This window comes from Curtobacterium sp. CFBP9011, assembly GCF_034045095.1.
In the GTDB taxonomy this organism is placed as follows: Bacteria; Actinomycetota; Actinomycetes; order Actinomycetales; family Microbacteriaceae; genus Curtobacterium.
Genome location: NZ_JAXCWN010000001.1, coordinates 686,905 through 703,837, shown reverse-complemented (window position 1 = coordinate 703,837; position 16,933 = coordinate 686,905). Strand labels below are relative to the sequence as shown.

At 72.4% G+C, this 16,933-nt stretch carries 14 protein-coding genes; 9 read left to right on the top strand and 5 right to left on the bottom strand.

Features of this window, described 5'->3' with window-relative positions; genetic code table 11:
• Positions 1 to 149: 149 nt before the first annotated feature.
• Positions 150 to 1,160 (bottom strand): aldo/keto reductase family protein, encoded by a 1,011-nt coding sequence (locus SOM35_RS03325; RefSeq protein ID WP_221849045.1) that lies wholly within the window; start codon positions 1,158 to 1,160, stop codon positions 150 to 152.
• 123 nt (positions 1,161 to 1,283) lie between these two features.
• On the opposite strand from SOM35_RS03325, the gene SOM35_RS03320 reads away from it, so the two are divergent.
• Positions 1,284 to 2,285 carry an SDR family oxidoreductase gene (locus SOM35_RS03320; RefSeq protein WP_221849046.1) on the top strand — a complete coding sequence of 334 codons (1,002 nt, stop codon included), beginning with the start codon at positions 1,284 to 1,286 and terminating at the stop codon, positions 2,283 to 2,285.
• Between the two features lie 149 nt (positions 2,286 to 2,434).
• Here the strand turns inward: SOM35_RS03320 and rocD are convergent, their stop codons facing one another.
• Both rocD and ddaH read right to left on the bottom strand, forming a co-directional pair.
• On the bottom strand, positions 2,435 to 3,658 hold the full coding sequence (gene rocD, locus SOM35_RS03315) for an ornithine--oxo-acid transaminase (protein ID WP_320514371.1): 1,224 nt from the start codon (positions 3,656 to 3,658) through the stop codon (positions 2,435 to 2,437).
• Positions 3,658 to 4,548 carry a dimethylargininase gene (gene ddaH / locus SOM35_RS03310; RefSeq protein ID WP_341850136.1) on the bottom strand — a complete coding sequence of 297 codons (891 nt, stop codon included), beginning with the start codon at positions 4,546 to 4,548 and terminating at the stop codon, positions 3,658 to 3,660. The genes rocD and ddaH overlap by 1 nt, the downstream gene beginning before the upstream one ends.
• A gap of 218 nt (positions 4,549 to 4,766) precedes the next feature.
• Between ddaH and SOM35_RS03305 the strand changes: the two genes are divergently transcribed.
• From SOM35_RS03305 to SOM35_RS03270, 8 genes are all read left to right on the top strand, one after another.
• Positions 4,767 to 5,204: an Lrp/AsnC family transcriptional regulator gene (locus SOM35_RS03305; protein ID WP_111076413.1), complete on the top strand. Its 438-nt coding sequence runs from the start codon at positions 4,767 to 4,769 to the stop codon at positions 5,202 to 5,204.
• A 101-nt stretch (positions 5,205 to 5,305) separates the two neighbouring features.
• Complete coding sequence (locus SOM35_RS03300; RefSeq protein ID WP_320514370.1) at positions 5,306 to 5,674, top strand: hypothetical protein; 369 nt, start codon at positions 5,306 to 5,308, stop codon at positions 5,672 to 5,674.
• Between the two features lie 29 nt (positions 5,675 to 5,703).
• Positions 5,704 to 6,534 carry a nitroreductase family protein gene (locus SOM35_RS03295; RefSeq protein ID WP_320514369.1) on the top strand — a complete coding sequence of 277 codons (831 nt, stop codon included), beginning with the start codon at positions 5,704 to 5,706 and terminating at the stop codon, positions 6,532 to 6,534.
• A gap of 79 nt (positions 6,535 to 6,613) precedes the next feature.
• Positions 6,614 to 7,399, top strand: coding sequence for a YqjF family protein (locus tag SOM35_RS03290; RefSeq protein WP_320514368.1), 786 nt, complete (start codon positions 6,614 to 6,616; stop codon positions 7,397 to 7,399).
• Between the two features lie 204 nt (positions 7,400 to 7,603).
• A complete protein-coding gene (locus SOM35_RS03285) occupies positions 7,604 to 8,605 on the top strand; it encodes an SDR family oxidoreductase (protein ID WP_320514367.1) in 1,002 nt (333 codons plus the stop codon).
• Positions 8,602 to 8,946 carry a hypothetical protein gene (locus SOM35_RS03280; RefSeq protein WP_320514366.1) on the top strand — a complete coding sequence of 115 codons (345 nt, stop codon included), beginning with the start codon at positions 8,602 to 8,604 and terminating at the stop codon, positions 8,944 to 8,946. Before SOM35_RS03285 ends, SOM35_RS03280 begins: the two co-directional genes overlap by 4 nt.
• A gap of 131 nt (positions 8,947 to 9,077) precedes the next feature.
• A complete protein-coding gene (locus SOM35_RS03275) occupies positions 9,078 to 11,966 on the top strand; it encodes a hypothetical protein (protein ID WP_320514365.1) in 2,889 nt (962 codons plus the stop codon).
• Between the two features lie 181 nt (positions 11,967 to 12,147).
• Positions 12,148 to 12,849 (top strand): hypothetical protein, encoded by a 702-nt coding sequence (locus tag SOM35_RS03270; protein WP_320514364.1) that lies wholly within the window; start codon positions 12,148 to 12,150, stop codon positions 12,847 to 12,849.
• A 74-nt stretch (positions 12,850 to 12,923) separates the two neighbouring features.
• Here SOM35_RS03270 and SOM35_RS03265 read toward each other — a convergent pair whose 3' ends face one another.
• Entirely contained in the window at positions 12,924 to 13,136 is a 213-nt protein-coding gene (locus tag SOM35_RS03265; RefSeq protein WP_111076405.1) for a hypothetical protein, read from the bottom strand.
• Positions 13,137 to 13,274: 138 nt separating this feature from the next.
• Positions 13,275 to 16,832: a proline dehydrogenase family protein gene (locus SOM35_RS03260; RefSeq protein ID WP_320514363.1), complete on the bottom strand. Its 3,558-nt coding sequence runs from the start codon at positions 16,830 to 16,832 to the stop codon at positions 13,275 to 13,277.
• Positions 16,833 to 16,933 lie beyond the last annotated feature (101 nt).

Here is a 16,933-nt window from a genome sequence, read left to right as displayed (position 1 = left end):
TTTGCGTTGCGCCGGCGGGATCGCGCGGACGCGGCGCGGATCGCCCACGCACAACAGGAAGCGGCTCGAACCACGCACTCCCGTGGTCCGAGCCGCTTCCTGTTGTGCGGCAGCCAGCCGGGAGGCTCGTCCCGGCTGGGCAGCGCGGCCTACGCCTCGCGGGTCTTCGGGCTGCTGTCGTTCGTCTTCGCCGGGTCACGCTCGACGACAGCCCCGAGGGCGTCGTCGATGCGGGACATCAGCTCGGCGGGGATCTGCACTCCGGCAGCGCCGGCGTTGTCGTGCACCTGCTCCGGTCGCGAGGCACCGATGATCGCGGACGCCACGTTCTCGTTCTGCAGCACCCAGGCAACGGCGAGCTGCGCCATCGACAGGCTGAGCTCGTCGGCGATCGGCTTGAGCTCCTGCACGGCGGTGAGCACCTCGTCGTTCATGAAGCGCGAGATCATCTTCGCGCCGCCCTTGTCGTCGGTCGCGCGGGACCCCTCGGGCAGCGGCTGACCGGGCTGGTACTTGCCGGTGAGCACACCCTGCGCGATCGGGGACCAGACGATCTGCGAGATGCCGAGTTCCTTCGAGGTGGGGACGACCTCCTCCTCGATGACCCGCCAGAGCGCGGAGTACTGCGGCTGGTTCGAGATGAGCTGGAAGCCGAGGTCCTTCGCCAGTGCCGCACCGGCCCGGAGCTGGTCGGCGGTCCACTCCGAGACGCCGACGTACAGGACCTTGCCCGCACGGACCACGTCGGCGAACGCCTGCATCGTCTCTTCGAGCGGGGTCTCGTGGTCGTAGCGGTGCGCCTGGTACAGGTCGACGTAGTCGGTCTGCAGGCGGCCGAGCGAGCCGTCGATGGACTCGAGGATGTGCTTGCGCGACAGCCCCGTGTCGTTGTGGCCCTTGGGACCGGTCGGCCCGAAGACCTTCGTCGCGATCTCGAGGGACTGGCGACGCTCCCCCTTGAGGGCTTCGCCGAGGACGGTCTCGGCGCCGGTGTTCGCGTACACGTCGGCGGTGTCGAACGTCGAGATGCCGACCTCGAGGGCGGCCTTGACGCAGGCGATCGCCGCGTCGTTCTCGACCTGGGAGGCGTGGGTGAGCCAGTTGCCGTAGGTGATCTCGGAGACCTTGAGGCCCGAGTTGCCGAGGTAGCGGTACTCCATGTGTCTGTCACTCCTGTCGTGGCCGCGTCGATGCGGCACGCCCGTGACGGTACGCGGCCCCGACGGTGCAGGATCGCAAGAGGCGCGGTGCGCGGACGCACCGCCGGGAGCAAGGGAGCATCCATGACCGGATCCAGCGTGCTGTTCATCGGCGGGAGCGGCATCATCAGCGCCGCCTGCGTGCGCGAGGCGGTGGACCAGGGCTTCGACGTCGCGGTGCTCAACCGGGGCACGACGGAGAAGCGGGCGTTGCCGGATGCGGTGACGCGCCTCCAGGCCGACGTCGCAGACCGGGACGCCCTGGCGGCGGCGATCGGCGACCGCACCTTCGACGTGGTCATCGACTTCGTCGCGTTCACCCCGGACCAGGTGCAGGCCGACATCGACTTCTTCACCGGCAAGACCCGCCAGTACGTGTTCATCAGCTCGGCTTCGGCCTACCAGACCCCGCCGACGCACCTGCCGGTGACGGAGTCGACGCCGCTGAAGAACCCGTACTGGCAGTACTCGCGGGACAAGATCGCGTGCGAGGACCTGCTGGTCGCCGCGTACCGGCAGGACGACTTCCCGATGACGATCATCCGGCCGTCGCACACCTACGACGAGACGCTGCTGCCGTTCGACGGCGGCTGGACGGTCGTCGCGCGGATGCGGGCGGGCAAGCCGGTGGTCGTGCCGGGTGACGGGACCTCGCTGTGGACGATCACGCACGCGCGGGACTTCGCGGTCGCGTTCGTCGGGGTGCTGGACCGGGCCGAGGCGATCGGCGAGGCGTTCCACATCACCGGCCAGGAGTCGCCGACGTGGGACCGCATCCACCAGGAGGTCGCCGCCGCCGCGGGGGCGCCGGAACCGCAGATCGTGCACGTGCCGGCGGACGCGATCATGGCCGCGGATCCGGAGTGGGGCGCGGGTGTGGTCGGCGACAAGGCGAACAGCATGGTGTTCGACAACAGCAAGGTGCGGACGCTCGTGCCGGGTTGGGCGGCGCGCACCTCGTTCCGCGAGGGCGCCCGTGAACTGGTCGCCTGGTACGACGCGCACCCGGAGGCGCAGGTCGTCGACGAGGAGAAGGACGCGCTGATGGACCGGCTCGCCGAGGCGTACGCGCCGGGTCGCGTCTAGCGCCACCTGTCGGACGGGAGGCGCGGGGCGGCCCCGCCACGAGCCTCCCGTCCGCCCGTGGCGGGTTGACCCCGAAGACACCGGTGTTTCCGCATCACACCGCCGAATCACGCGATGTGATGCGGAAACACCGGTGTTCCGCGGACGGGCTACGCCAGGTCGCGGAGGACCGCGCCGAGGGCCTGCATCGCGGTGGCGATCTCCTCGTCGGTGACGACGAGCGGCGGCGCGAAGCGGATCGTCGACCCGTGCGTGTCCTTCACGAGCACCCCGCGCGCGGCGAGCTCCTTCGCGACCTGCTTGCCGGTGCCGAGCGCGGGGTCGATGTCGATCCCGGCCCAGAGTCCGGCGACCCGGTGGGTGAGGACGCCGTGCCCGACGAGTTGGTCGAGGAACCCGCGGAGGACCGGTTCGCCGTCGAGTGCCCGCTGCTGGAAGGTCCCCTCGGCGAGCATCGCGACGACCTCCGACCCGACGGCCGCGGCGAGCGGGTTGCCGCCGAAGGTCGAGCCGTGCTCGCCGGGACGCAGGACCCCGAGCACGTCCGCGCGACCGACGACGGCGGAGACCGGGACGATCCCGCCGCCGAGGGCCTTGCCGAGCGTGACGAGGTCCGGCGTCACGCCGACCCGCTGCACCGCCAGGGTGTGGCCGGTACGCCCGAGGCCGGACTGGATCTCGTCGGCGATGAACAGCGCGCCGAACTCGTCGCAGACCTCGCGGACGGCGGGCAGGTAGTCGGCGGGTGGGATGACGACGCCGCCCTCACCCTGGATCGGCTCGAGCAGGACGGCCACGACGGTCTCGTCCATCGCCTCCCGCAGTGCCGCTGCGTCGCCGTACGGCACGGTGCGGAACCCGGGCGTGTACGGCCCGAAGTCGTTGCGCGCGTCGGGGTCGTCCGAGAACGAGATGATCGTCGTCGTGCGGCCGTGGAAGTTCCCGCTCGCGACGATGACGGTCGCCTGTCCGGCGGGGACGCCCTTGACGCGGTAGCCCCAGGCGCGGGCGACCTTGATCGCCGACTCGACGGCTTCGGCGCCGGTGTTCATCGGCAGCATCATCTCGGTGCCGGTGAGCTCGGTCAGACCGGTGGCGAACGGGCCGAGGCGGTCGTTGACGAACGCCCGGCTCGTCAGGGTCACGCGGTCGAGCTGGTCGCGGGCCGCGGTCAGGAGGCGCGGGTTGCCGTGTCCGAAGTTGACCGCCGAGTAGGCGGCCAGTCCGTCCAGGTAGGTGCGGCCGTCGACGTCGGTGACGGTCGCCCCGTGGCCCGAGGCGATGACCACCGGGAGCGGGCTGTAGTTGTGGGCGAGGGCACGGTCCTCCACGGCGAGCGCCGCAGCCGTGGCCACGCCGAGCGCGCCGGCCATCAGGAGCGCGCCACGGAGGTGCCGGTACCGATCGGGTGCAGGTCGAGCGTGCAGCACTTCACGCCGCCGCCGCCCAGGAGCAGCTCGGACAGGTCGACGCCGATCGGGTTGTAGCCCTTCTCGCGCAGCTGCTCGGCGAACGTGGTGGCACGTGCGGCGATCACGACGTTGTACCCGTCGGAGTACGAGTTCAGGCCGAGGATCGCGGCGTCCTCCTCGGTCGCGATGATCGCGTCCGGGAAGCGCTCGCGGAGGATGGCCAGGGACGGTTCGTCGAAGGCACTCTCGAGGTAGGCGATGTTGGAGCGGCCGGACGCGTCGGGCACCGGGTCGAGGGCAGCGATCGCGGTGTCCAGGTGGTAGAAGTTCGGATTGATCAGCTTCAGGGTGACGACCTCGCGGCCGTACACGCGGGCGAGCTCCTCGTGCGAGGTGCTGTCGGAGCGGAACCCGGTGCCGGCGTAGATGGTGTCGCCGATGAGCAGGAAGTCACCCTCGCCCTCGTTCGTCTCCTCGGGCTCGGCGACGGTCAGGCCGGCCTGCCGGAACCAGTCCATGTACGCCGGGCCCTCGGGCTGACGCTCCGGGTACTGGAACTTCGCGCCGTACGCGACACCGTCGAGGACGAAGCCGCCGTTGGCCGCGTAGACCATGTCCGGCAGGCCCTCGATCGGCTCGATCTGGTGGATCGCGAAGCCGAGCTGCTCGTACACGTCGACGAGGCTCTGCCACTGCGCGACGGCCTTCGCGGTGTCGGTCGGCTCCTCCGGGTGCATCCAGGGGTTGATCCGGTAGCTGACCGTGTAGTGGATCGGCTTGCACATCAGGACGGTGCGGTGTGTGGCCGTGCGCTGCAGGGCGGTGGTGGGCTGGGGTGCGGTGTTCGACACGAGGTCCTCCAGGACCGGGGCCCGAGCCTGCCAGGAACCACCACGGTGAGAGCTCCGACGAGATGCAGGCTCACTCGCCGGAGGCGGACCAGGTCGACGCCTGAGCGAGAGTCAACCACAGGATGGGAACGGAACACAGCACCGCACCCCCGCACTGGGCGCACGTTTCGTGCGTCGATCCGTGTCTGCTCGCAACGACCACGCGTAAGATGGTCACAATGGATTCGCTCGACCACCGCATCCTCGACCAGCTGCGGGAGAACGCCCGCGCCGGCTACGGCGACATCGGCTCGGTCGTCGGGCTGTCCGCCTCCGCCGTGAAGCGCCGCGTCGACCGGCTCGTGGCCGACGGCGTGATCCAGGGCTTCACGATCAAGGTCGACCCGGCCGTCGACGACCGCGGCACCGAGGCCTGGGTCGAGCTGTACTGCCGCGGCACGGTCTCCCCCGACGAACTGCGCACCCTGCTCGACGCCGTGCCCGAGGTGGTCGACGCCGGCACGGTCACCGGCAGCGCCGACGCGGTCGTGCACATGCGGTCACGAGACCTGCCCGCGCTCGAGGAGGCACTGGACCGCGTCCGCCTCGCCCCCCAGGTCGACCACACCCGCTCCGCGATCGTGCTGTCGAAGCTCGTCAGCCGCGGCTCCGACTGACCTCCTCTCCCGCGGAACGCAACGTGGGCGTCATCGCGCAGCGGTGTCCCCGTGCGCGCAGCCGCCCGGGTTGCGAGTCGCGGGCGGGTAGGTTCGCGTGCATGGGACGTGGGACGACGGTCGGGAGGCGCGGCGGGCCTCCCGGGTCGGTGGCCGCCCGGCGGCTGGTCACCGCTGCGACCGCGTCGTACGTCGTCAACTGCCTGTGGGGCACCGCGGTCGCGGTGCGCCCGATCCGCACCCGCAAGCTGCGCGTCGTGCACCACGGCCTGTTCGTGACGACCGCCGTCCTCACCGGAGCAGCCGCGACGACCCCGCTCTGGACGCGGTCCCGCGACGCACTGTTCCTGCTGCCGGCACTGGTCCCCCTGGCCCTTGCTCCACGGACGAACCCCCGCACCGGAGCACACTGGAAGACCGCGGTCGCCGCCGCACCGTCCTACCTAGGGGCGGTCCTGGCCCGGCGCTGACCGCTCGACGCCGAGGCGGAAGGACACCCGTGGAACTCATCGAGGCCATCCGGCGCCGACGCACCACCAACGGAGCGTTCCTGCCGGACCCGGTGTCCGAGGAGCACCAGCGCCTGCTGGTCGAGCTGGCCGGACGGGCGCCCTCGCAGCTGAACAGCCAGCCGTGGCGCTTCGTCCTGGTCGAGGAGCGGCAGACGATCGACCGCATCGCGGCGATCAGCGGCCGGGCGATGACGCAGACCATGGCCGCGGGCAGCTTCTTCGAGCGGTACCGGCCGTACTTCCGGTTCTCGCAGGCCGAGATGGACGAGCGCCGCGACGGCATGCTGTTCGACAAGCTGCCGAAGCCGCTGCGTCCGTTCACGAACCAGGTGTTCACGAAGCGGGGGCAGTTCCTCATGAACGCCCTGCGGGTGCCGCAGACCCTGGGCGAGGAGAACCGGAAGCTCGTCGCCGGGTCACCCCTGCTGCTCGGCGTGATGCTCGACCGCGACGAGTACCGGAAGGAGGCCCGCAACGCCTTCTACTCGGTGTTCAGCATGGGCGCCGCGATGGAGAACGTCTGGCTGACGACGACGGAGCTCGGCCTCGGCATCCAGTTCGTGTCCTTCCCGATGGAGATCGAGGAGTCCTGGCACGAGGTCGAACGGCTGCTCGAGGTCCCGCCGGAGCTGGAGCTGATGGCCGTGTACCGGATCGGGTACCTGCCGCCGGAACGACGACGACCCGCGATCGACTGGGTGTCGAACGAGCGGAAGCGACCCTCGCAGTACGTGTTCCGCGGCACGTGCGCGACGCCGCAGCAGGGCTGGGACGACCAGCCCGCGGTGGGGTCGGCGAGCCCGACGGGGTCGGGCTAAGCGGGGTAGGACCAGCTGGGCAGGGCACAGCGGAGCAGGGCACGATGGACCCGACCACGACGACGGACGGGACCACCTGATGACCGCGACGCTGCCCGACGGGGGTGCCCCGAGCCTCCAGGCCGTGACGCCCACCGCGCCCGCCCTGCCGGGGCGACCCTGGATCGAACAGGCCTGGCGCGACGTCGTCTTCGTGCACTGGCGGGTGGACGTGTCCGCGGTGGCGCCACTGCTGCCCACCGGCACCCGGCCCGACACGATGGCGCCGGACGGCTCCGACGACGGCACGACCACGTGGGTGGGCCTCATCGCGTTCAGCTTCGAGGACACCCGGTTCCCGCCGTTCGGCCCGCTCGGCCGGACCGGCAGCGTCGGCGACTTCCTCGAGGTCAACGTCCGCGTCTACACCCGCGACGACTCCGGCCGCCGCGGGGTGGTGTTCCTGTCGCTCGACGCCGGGAAGTTCCTGCCCGCCGCCGCAGCCCGTGTCGTGACCGGCACGCCGTACCACTGGGCGCGGGTCGCCCGGCGGCAGCACGGCGACCGGACGGCGTACGCCGTGCACCGGCACGGTTCCCGCCTGCGGTCCCTGCTCGAGGTCGAGGTCGGCGAGCCGATCACGGAACCGACCCCGCTCGAGTCGTTCCTCACCGCCCGGTGGGGCATGCACGTCGGGCGGGCCGGTCGGACCTCGTGGTGGCCGAACGAGCACGACTCGTGGGTGGTGCACCGGGCGTCCCTGACCCGACTGCGGGACGACCTGATCGGCGCGGCCGGGCTGCCGCTGGCGTTGACGGAGCTCGAGCCGGACTCGGTGCTGTACTCCCCCGGTGTCGTGACGCGCTTCGCGGGCCCGCGCGCCTGACGGCGCCGGCCTGGCCGGCCTGAGGCGGGCCCGCCAGGCGGGGCCGAGGCCGGCCCGAGGCTCGGCCCTGGGGACACTCTGCGGCCGCGGGACGCCGCGAACTGTCCGCGCAGCCGAGGCTCGGCGCCGGCACGGCCGCCGCCGGCCGCCCGGCGGGGGACAGCGGCTGACCGCCGGGGCGCCCGCACCGCGTAGAAGGGGTGCATGACTCGTGTGGCTGTGGTGACCGGTGGTTCGGCTGGACTGGGACGGGCGACGGTCCGTGAACTGGCGTCCCGCGGCTGGGACGTGGCCGTCCTGGCACGTGGTGCGGACGGCGTGCACGCTGCCGTCGCCGAGGTCGAGGCCGCCGGTCGTCGAGGCCTGGCGCTCGTCGCGGACGTCTCCGACCGCCAGGCCGTGGAGGACGCCGCCGACCGCGTCGAAGCCGAGCTCGGCCCCATCGACCTGTGGGTGAACGGCGTCATGGTCGGGGTCTTCGGCAAGTTCCTCGACACCGCGCCGGAGGACTTCGAACGGGCGCTCGACGTCACCTACCTGGGCTTCGTGAACGGCACCCGCGCGGCCCTGACCCGCATGGTCCCCCGCGACCGTGGCCAGGTCATCCAGGTGGGTTCGGCGCTCGGCTTCCGCGGCATCCCGCTGCAGGCGGCGTACTGCGGCGCGAAGCACGCGATCGTCGGCTTCACCGAGTCCGTCGTGTCCGAGCTGCTCGAGCAGGGCAGCAAGGTGCAGGTCAGCCGGGTCGACATGCCCGCCCTCAACACCATCCAGTTCAACTGGGTGAAGACGAAGCTGCCGCACCACCCGCAGCCCGTCGCGCCGATCTACCAGCCGGAGGTCGGTGCCCGCGCGATCGCCGCCACCGCCGAGCGCCCCCGTCGCCGGACCTGGGTCGGCGAGTCGACGGTGTACACGATCCTGGGCAACCGGATCAGCGGCCGGTTCGCGGACTGGTACGCGGCGAAGACCCTGGTGCAGGGACAGCAGGCCGAGGACAAGGACGGCGACGAGACGCTGCCGTCGAACCTCTACGAACCGGTGCCGGGCGACCACGGCGCGCACGGCATCTTCGACGAGCAGGCCCACGAGTGGTCGCCGCAGACCTGGTGGGTGGAGCACCGTCGCCTGGGCAACGGGCTCATCGGCGCAGCGCTCGGTGTCGCCGGGCTCGCGGTCGCCACGGCTGCGGGTCGCCGCCGATGAGCCGCGGGCGGGAGCGGGACCGGACGGCGGTCGTCGAGGTCCTCCGCGCGGCCATCGGTGTCGCGCACCTGGTCGGGGCGCAGCGCGCGAGCGGCCGGGTCGCCGTGTTCGGCCGGGTCCTGGGCGTCCGACAGCTGGTGCAGGCCGGTCTCGTGGCCCGTGCCGCGACGCCGGAGGCCCACACGCTGAGCGCTGCGGTCGACGCCGCACACGGACTGTCGATGGTGCCGCTGCTGGCACTGGATCGGCGGTCGCGGCCCTTCGCGGCCCGCCAGGTCTGGATCGCCCTGCTGTTGACGGTGCTCGAGATCGGGCTCGTGGGGACGGGGCGTCGCCGCTGAGACCAGCGGGACCGGACGGGACCGGACCGGACGGGACCCGGCTGGACACCGGTGACCATCGCATGCAGAGGCTCTTCGGCTAGTGGAACACAAGATACGGGATGTACTGTCCCTCCACTGAAAGTCGGAACATGACACCCCGTCCAGTCATCCTCGGTGCCGCTGCCGTCATCGGCACCTGCCTGCTCGCACCGTCCTTCCTGCCGTCCCCGTCGTTCGCCGCCGCCGCACCGGTCTCCGCCGCGAGCCAGCGTTCGGACGTCCAGGACCACGACGACGCCTGGCACGTCGACACCGCCAACGAGGCCCAGGTCGAGGTCCACGACGGCGTCGTCACCTTCACCGGGACCGCGACCACAGGCACCGTCACCGTCACGACCCGCGGCGCCACGGTCACGGCCCCGGTCCGCGACGGCAAGTGGGCCGCGGACGTGCCCGCCCGGGTCGGGGTCGCCATCTCGGCACGGTTCGACCTCCGCGCGACCGACGGCGGTCCGGTCACGGCCACCGCGCAGCGCCAGGTCAGCACGATCGCACAGACGACCCCCGTCGCCGGCAAGTGGGGCTTCGACTTCGCACCGGACCAGGCGGTGACCGCGGAGGACGGGAAGATCACCCTGACCGGCACCGCCCCGGACGGCACGGTCGCCGTCAAGGGCACCTACGGCGACGCGTTGGCGAGCACCACGACCGCCGACGGGCGGTGGAGCGTCGAGGTCCCGGTCGAGTCCACCGGGCTCACCCACCTGCACTTCATCCTGACGGTCGACGGCAAGCAGGTCCGCCACGACTACCGACGGGTCGACGTCACCGTCCCCGCCGACAGCGCGTTCGCCGTCGACACCCCGAACCGATCGGACGTCGAGCTGCACGACGGCTCGGTCCGGTTCACCGGCACCGCGACCACCGGCGAGGTCACCGTCGCCGGTCTCGGTGGCACCACCACCGTCCCCGTGGAGGACGGCAAGTGGACGGCCGACCTCCCCGCCCGACTCGGTGTCACCTTCGATGCCACGTTCCAGCTGCGCGCCAGCCACGGCGGCCTCGTCACCAACACGGTCAAGCGCCAGGTCACCACCGTCGCCGAGGTCACCCCGGTCGCCGGCAAGTGGGGCTTCGACTTCGCCCAGGGCCAGGAGGTCACCGCGAAGGACGGCAAGGTCACCCTGACCGGAACCGCCCCCGACGGCACCGTCGACGTCACGTCGCACAACGGCACCCCGATCGCCAGCACCGAGGCGCGAGACGGCCGTTGGAGCGTCGAGGTCCCGGTCGCCGCCACCGGCCCCACCACCCTGCGCTTCCTCCTCACCGTCGACGGCAAGCAGGTCCGCAGCGACTACCGGTACGTCGACGTCACGGTCCCCGCAGACAGCGCCTTCGCCGTCGACACCCCGAACCGCTCCGACGTCGAGCTGCACGACGGCTCGGTCCGGTTCACCGGCGAGGCCACCAGCGGTGAGGTCACCGTCGCCGGTCTCGGCGCCACCACCACCGTGCCGGTGGAGAACGGCACGTGGACCGCCGACCTCCCGGCCCGGCTCGGCGCCACCTTCGACGTCACCTTCCAGCTCCGCCACACCCACGGCGGCCCGGTCACGAACACCGTCAAGCGCCAGGTCACCACCGTCGCCGAGACCGCCCCCATCGCCGGCAAGTGGGGGTTCGACTTCGCCCAGGGCCAGAAGGTCACGGCGAAGGACGGCACGGTCACCCTCACCGGCACCGCCCCCGACGGCACCGTGACCGCGAAGGACCTCAGCGGCGAGACGGTCGCCACCACCGAAGCACGCGACGGCCGCTGGAGCGTCGAGGTCCCCGTCCGGTCCGCCGGCGGACTCACCCTGCGGTTCGCCCTGACCGTCGACGGCGAGCAGGTCCGCAAGGACGAACGCACCGTCGACGTCACCGTCCCCGCCGACAGCGCCTTCGCCGTCGACACCCCGAACCGCTCCGACGTCGAACTGCACGACGGCACCGTGACGTTCACCGGCACCGCGACCGCCGGTCAGGTCACCGTCACCGGCCTGGGTGCCACCACCACCGTCCCGGTGACGGACGGCAAGTGGACCGCCGACCTCCCCTCCTGGCTCGGTGCCAGCTTCACCGTCACGTTCCAGCTCCGCGCCACCGAGGGCGGCCCGGTCACGAACACCGTCAAGCGCCAGGTCACGACCGTCGCCGAGACTGCCCCGGTCGCCGGCAAGTGGGGGCTCGACGTCACCGAGGGACAGGTCTTCGAGGCGCTCGACGGCAAGGTCGCCCTCACCGGTACCGCACCCGACGGCACCGTCACCGTCCGGAACGGCAACCGCGAGGACGTCGTGCAGACCGAGGTGCACGACGGCAAGTGGAGCGTCGACTACCCGGTGAGCGAGTACGGGCACCAGTCCCTCACGTTCCTGCTGACCGTCGACGGCGAGCAGGTCCGTCGCGAGAGCCGCTCGATCCAGATCACGGAACAGCGCGGCCCGGTCGACGCCGCGTGGGGCATCGACGTCGCCGACCGCGGGACGGTCGCCGTCGACGACGGGACGACGACGCTGACCGGCACCGCCACGAAGGGCGAGGTCACGATCGTCAACCGGTACTACCACAGCACGCAGACCGTCCCGGTCGTGGACGGCCGCTGGAGTGCGACGGAGTACGTGCCCTACCTCGGGACGGACAAGATGACCTTCGACTTCGTCCTCCGCGAGGCCCCCGGAGCGTTCAAGTCCGCCGAGGAGACCCGCACCTTCGCCGTTCCCGAGTCGGAGATCGTCGACTTCACGCTCGACCCCGAGCCGCAGGTCGTCGACGGCCTGGCGCAGCTCTCCGGCACCAGTGAGGCCGGCGAGATCGTCATCACCGAACGCAACAAGCCCGGCGAGGTCGCGCGCTTCACGGTCGGCAAGGGCGCCTGGAAGCAGGGCGTGCCGCTGGCGGCTGGTCGCCACGCGATCACCATCAAGTACATCTCGGACCGCCCGAACGTGTCGTCGACGTCTCGGAACGTCCTCTTGTCCGTGGCCGAGTAGGTCTGCACCACGCACACGGGAGCCCCGCCGACCACATGGTCGGCGGGGCTCCCGTCGTCCGGCGCTGCCGGTCGCCCCCCACGGGCGAGAGCAGCGGCGCGGGTGGTCATCACACTCAGAGGCTGTTCGAGGAGTGGAATACAGAATACTGAGCGCACCGTCCCCCAGAGAAAGTCGGCTCATGTCACTCCGTCCCGTCGCCCTCGGCGCCGCTGCCCTCATCGGCACGTGCCTCCTCGCACCCTCCCTCGCCGCGTCCCCGGCCTCCGCCTCCACCGGCACGCCGAGCTCAGCAGTCAGTCCGCGTTCGAGCATCGAGGCCGCCGACCCCGCCTGGGGGATCGACCTGGCCAACGGCGCGACCGTGGTCGTCGAGGACGGTGCGACCACGATCAGCGGCACCGCCACCGCTGGAGAGGTCACCATCGTCAACAACTCCTTCCGCCGATCGACGGAGACCGTCCCCGTCGTGGACGGCCGCTGGACGAGCAAGCAGGACGTGTCGTACGCCGGCGACGACCACGCGGTCTTCGGCGTCACGCTCCGCGGCACCCCCGGCACCCCCGGCGGCCAGGAGCTCGCCAAGGAGACCCGGATCGTCGCCGTGCCGCGGACGTCCAGCATCGTCTTCTCGGTCGACCCGGGGAAGAAGCAGACCATCGACGGCCTCGCCCAGCTGTCCGGCACCGCGGAACCCGGTGAGGTCGTCATCACCAGGCTCGGCAAGTCCGAGCAGATCGCGCGCTTCCGGGTCGGCAAGGGCAACTGGAAGCAGGGTGTGCCGCTGGCCGTCGGCTCGCACGTCATCACCGTCAAGTACATCGCCGACCGGCAGAACGTCGGCTCACGGACCGTCAACCAGGCACTCACCGTGCTCGGGTAGGCACCACCCCACACGCGCGGGAGCCCCGCAGACCACATGGTCGGCGGGGCTCCCGTCGTCGTCCTGCCGCGCTGCTACTCGACCTCGGACGCCGGGTCCTCGGCCTCGACACCCGTCTCGTCGAGACGGTCACGGAGGTGGTCGGCCATCACGCCGGCACCCTCGTCGCCGTGGTCGTGCTGGACCTGCTGCACGAGACCGTGGAGCTTCTCCTCGTTCGTCGCGTCGGTCGCACCGTCCATGATCGGCTCGGACTGGACGCCGTTGTCACGCTCTGTTGCACTCATGGCACGAACGCTACGCCGCACCCGGGTGCGCCTCACGGGCGCACCCCAGGTCGTGCGGAGAACGGACGGGAGGCCCGGATCACGTCCGCGACGCACCGGACGCTGGCAGAGCCTCCCGTCCGGCACGCACGCCCGACGTCAGAGGCGCAGGCGGGCGAACTCGGGGTCGAGGTCCCCGTGCCGGTGTGCCGTGACGACGACCGTCTGCTCCCGGAGGTAGTGCGCCATCTCGACGACACCGGCCTCGACGACGGGGGCGTCGTGGATGGCGGTGTCGATGCCGGCGCCGAGCGCCTCCTCGAGCGCGAGCGGGTCGCCACCGAGCAGGCGGATCCGCGAGCCCGGCCCACCGAAGGCGCTGTGCGGCCGGGGCTCGAAGCCCTGCGACAGCACCAGGTCGATGGCGTCCTGCGGTTCCGCCGTGCCGCCCGACCACTGCTCGCGCAGGAGCGCGCCGGACGCCGCGCGGTCGAGGAACTCGGCGTCGGTCTCCACCAGGTGGTCGACCACGTCGAGCGGGGAGCGGCCGCTCGCGAGCAGCTGCGTCAGGGGGCCGGGGAGGGCCCGGGCGGTGCTGAGCAGCACGTGGGCACGTGCTGCAGTCGCCGCGACGAGGGTGCGGACGAGGTCCCCGGTGCTGACGTCGGCGGACTGTCGGACCACGACGGACTGCGGGCGGTACCGGAGCACGTTGCGCTCGACGCCGAGCTCCGCGGTGTCGCGGGACCGGCCGAAGCGCTCTTCCCGTGCCCGGGCGTCGCTGGTGGCGCCGGCACGGACCTGGTCGAACTCCTCGAAGGACAGCCCGCTGCGGGACGCCTCGATGAGCGCGGTGACCCGCGGCGGCAACCCGTGCAGCTGGATGCTCTTGTGCACGGTGCGCGGGACGGGTTCCCAGTGCCCGAGCATCGCGACCGAGTCGGGGCCGCCACGCTTGGCCCCGGCACCGACCGCGGAGCTCCCCCAGCCGCCGGCGGGCTGCCGGACGACGGTCGTGTCCGTGGTGGCCCTGTTCACCACCAGGGTGCCGGCGGCGACCTGGTCGGTCCAGCGGGCGACCTCGTCGACGTCGAGGGTGTGCAGCGCCTCGACCAACCCGTGGTCGCCGCCGTTCTGGAGCGCGATCGCCTGCTCGAGCGTCTCGACCTGCACCACCCCGAGGACCGGGACGCCGGCCTCCGGGTGGGTGGACGCGCTACCGGGACGGACGCCGACGCGGACGCCCGGGGACCAGAGTCGGCCGGACTCGTCGAGCGGCCGTGGTTCGACGAGCCAGGACTCCCCCGGTGCCAGCTCGGTCAGGGCGGCGCGTGCGGCCCCGGTCGGCTCGACGACCAGCGGCCCGAGCTGCGCCGCGGGGTCGGTCGGCCACGCGACCCGGAGTGCTCGGGTGGCGTCGGCGAGCTGGCGGAGGAAGCGGCTGTCGGCACCGTCCTCGCCGACCGAGCCGACGAGCACGACGAGCGAGATCGCTGCGCCGGCCTGCCCGGACTGGGTGAACGCCGAGGCGACGACGTCGCGGACGGCCTGGTCGACGTCGGCCGCGGGGGTGACGACGGCGGCCGAGACCGCTCCGGTGTCGGCGAGGAGGGGCAGACCGGCCCGCCACCACCGGAACGACCGGGCGGTGTCGGGCGAGCCGGTGAGCAGCACCCGGTCGACGGCGGGGTGGGCCACCAGGTCGCGGCCGAGTTCGCTGACGTCGAGGTCGACGAGCTGGAGCAGCGAGTGCGGGACGCCGGCGCTCCAGAGGACGTCGGCGAGCACCGCACCGGACCGCTTGGCGAGCGGGGACGGCTTGAGGACGACCCCGCTGCCGGCGGCGAGCGCCGAGAGCACGCCGTCCGCCGGGGTGGTCAGCGGCGAGTTCCACGGGGCGACGACGACCGTCAGCCGTGGCGGGACGAAGGTGGCCCCCACGACGTCAACCAGGTGACGTGCCCGGTCGGCGGCGTGGTGGGCAGCGTCGACGGCACCGCTGACCTCACGGTCCGCCTCGGTCAGGGTCATCGCGGTCTCGGCGACGACGACCTCGACCAGGTCGGCACGGCGGACCTCGAGCTCGTGCGCGACGAGGTCGAGCAGTTCGGCGCGGTCCTGTGGGTCCTGCCGACCCCAGTTGACGCCGGCCTGCGCGGTGCGGGCGATGGTGCGTTCGAGCCGGGGACGGTCGGTGACGCGGGCGCCGCGGATGGTGGCGGTGCCGAGCTGCGAGCGGGGCACGCGGCGGAGCAGGTCGGCGGCCCACTGCCGGTTCGCGTCCACCCCGGCGTCGGTGTCGACGGCGGGCGGGTGCACGGCGCGGATCTCGGGGGCGCCGAGGGGTGCTCGGCGGTCCTGGACGCGGAGGGTGACCGGCGCGGGTTCGTCGAGCGCGGCGACGGCGGCCACGAGCCGGTCGTGTCCGCGCTGCACGGCTGCGGCTCGGTCGTCGTCGCTGCCGCCCGAGGGGGACGGCGACGCTGCTGCACCCTCGCGCAACCGGCGGGCGAGGTACGGGATCGCGGCGTCGAACTGGTCGGGGTGCACGACGGGGGTGAGGAGGGTGACCGTGCCGACGTCGGCGCGGACGGCGTCGAGGACGGTGCCCGTCATGCCGAGGAGCATCTCGACCTCGAGCGCGTCGGTCACCCCACGACGGTCGGCGAGCACGCGGGCGGCTGCGAGCAGGACGGGATCGAGTCCGGCGAGCGCGATCCGGACGGCGTCGGTGTGCTCCGGCGTGAGCGCGGCGTCGAGCAGGCGCAGGAGTGCGGTGTCGATCTGCTGGCGGGTGGCGAAGAGGGCCGAGGGGCGGGCGTGCACGAGGGCGTCGGCGCGTTCCTCGGCCAGGTGGGCGCCGTCGACGAGCCGGACCCGGATGGGTGCGCCGCCGCGGAACCGTCGCGCGGTCGCCCAGTCGGTCAGGGACGCCAGGACGCCGAGGCTGTCCGGCAGCGACGCGGGCAGCGTGATGCCGGCGGTCGTGTGGGTGAACTCGTCCGTGTCGAGCAGCGTCCGGAACACCGCGACGGTCAGGTCGAGGTCGTGCGGGCCGTCGACGAGCAGCGTGACGGTGGTGCCCCCGGCGACGGCTGCGCGGAACACCGGGACGAGCCGGTCGACCGCCTGCACGGTGGCGTCCTCGAGCGACCACGGCGACGTGGGCGGGACGACGTCCGCCACCGCGAAGGACACCGCGGGCACGTCGTCGCGTCCGACCAGGTCGGTGGTCCACGCCAGTCGACGGTCGCTCTCGGCAGGACCGGACACGGTCGGGCCGAGGGGCAGGACGTCGAGGCGGGTGCCCGTGCCGGCGAGCTTGCCGAGCGCGGAGCCGAGTCGGGCCGACGGGGCGTCGACCACCAGGTGTCCGGCGAGTCGGCGGAGCACCCGCCGCGCGGACGGGATGACCGCCCACGGCGCCATCGTCGCGAAGCCCCCACCGACGGTGACGGCGCCGCGGAGGTACCAGGCGAGGAAGTCCGGCACGTCACGGCTGGCCTTCTCGAGGTTGCGGGCGGCGACCTTCGGGTCGTCGGGGCGGATCACCTTGTCGATGAACCCGCGGGCGAAGTCGAGGCCGCGCTCGTCACGCAGGACCTCGGCGAGCCGGGCCGCTCGGGCGTCGGGCTTCACCCCGCGGGAGGCGTCCAGCCAGCGGCCGACGAGGACAGATGCGTCGTCGGTGCAGTCCTGGAGGCGTGCGGGCGGCATGGACTCGATCGTAGGCCGCTCCCCCGACGTCTCCTCGGAGGCGGCCGTGTGCCGTCCAGGAGTCAGCCGAACGGATGATCCCGGGCCGACGAGCTGTGCTC

Bases quoted from the DNA above. Each gene is read 5' to 3' on its own strand.
- SOM35_RS03325 (WP_221849045.1), bottom strand. From the start codon at position 1,160: ATGGAGTACCGCTACCTCGGCAACTCGGGCCTCAAGGTCTCCGAGATC.
- SOM35_RS03320 (WP_221849046.1), top strand. From the start codon at position 1,284: ATGACCGGATCCAGCGTGCTGTTCATCGGCGGGAGCGGCATCATCAGC.
- rocD (WP_320514371.1), bottom strand. From the start codon at position 3,658: ATGGCCGGCGCGCTCGGCGTGGCCACGGCTGCGGCGCTCGCCGTGGAG.
- SOM35_RS03305 (WP_111076413.1), top strand. From the start codon at position 4,767: ATGGATTCGCTCGACCACCGCATCCTCGACCAGCTGCGGGAGAACGCC.
- SOM35_RS03300 (WP_320514370.1), top strand. From the start codon at position 5,306: ATGGGACGTGGGACGACGGTCGGGAGGCGCGGCGGGCCTCCCGGGTCG.
- SOM35_RS03290 (WP_320514368.1), top strand. From the start codon at position 6,614: ATGACCGCGACGCTGCCCGACGGGGGTGCCCCGAGCCTCCAGGCCGTG.
- SOM35_RS03285 (WP_320514367.1), top strand. From the start codon at position 7,604: ATGACTCGTGTGGCTGTGGTGACCGGTGGTTCGGCTGGACTGGGACGG.
- SOM35_RS03280 (WP_320514366.1), top strand. From the start codon at position 8,602: ATGAGCCGCGGGCGGGAGCGGGACCGGACGGCGGTCGTCGAGGTCCTC.
- SOM35_RS03275 (WP_320514365.1), top strand. From the start codon at position 9,078: ATGACACCCCGTCCAGTCATCCTCGGTGCCGCTGCCGTCATCGGCACC.
- SOM35_RS03270 (WP_320514364.1), top strand. From the start codon at position 12,148: ATGTCACTCCGTCCCGTCGCCCTCGGCGCCGCTGCCCTCATCGGCACG.
- SOM35_RS03265 (WP_111076405.1), bottom strand. From the start codon at position 13,136: ATGAGTGCAACAGAGCGTGACAACGGCGTCCAGTCCGAGCCGATCATG.
- SOM35_RS03260 (WP_320514363.1), bottom strand. From the start codon at position 16,832: ATGCCGCCCGCACGCCTCCAGGACTGCACCGACGACGCATCTGTCCTC.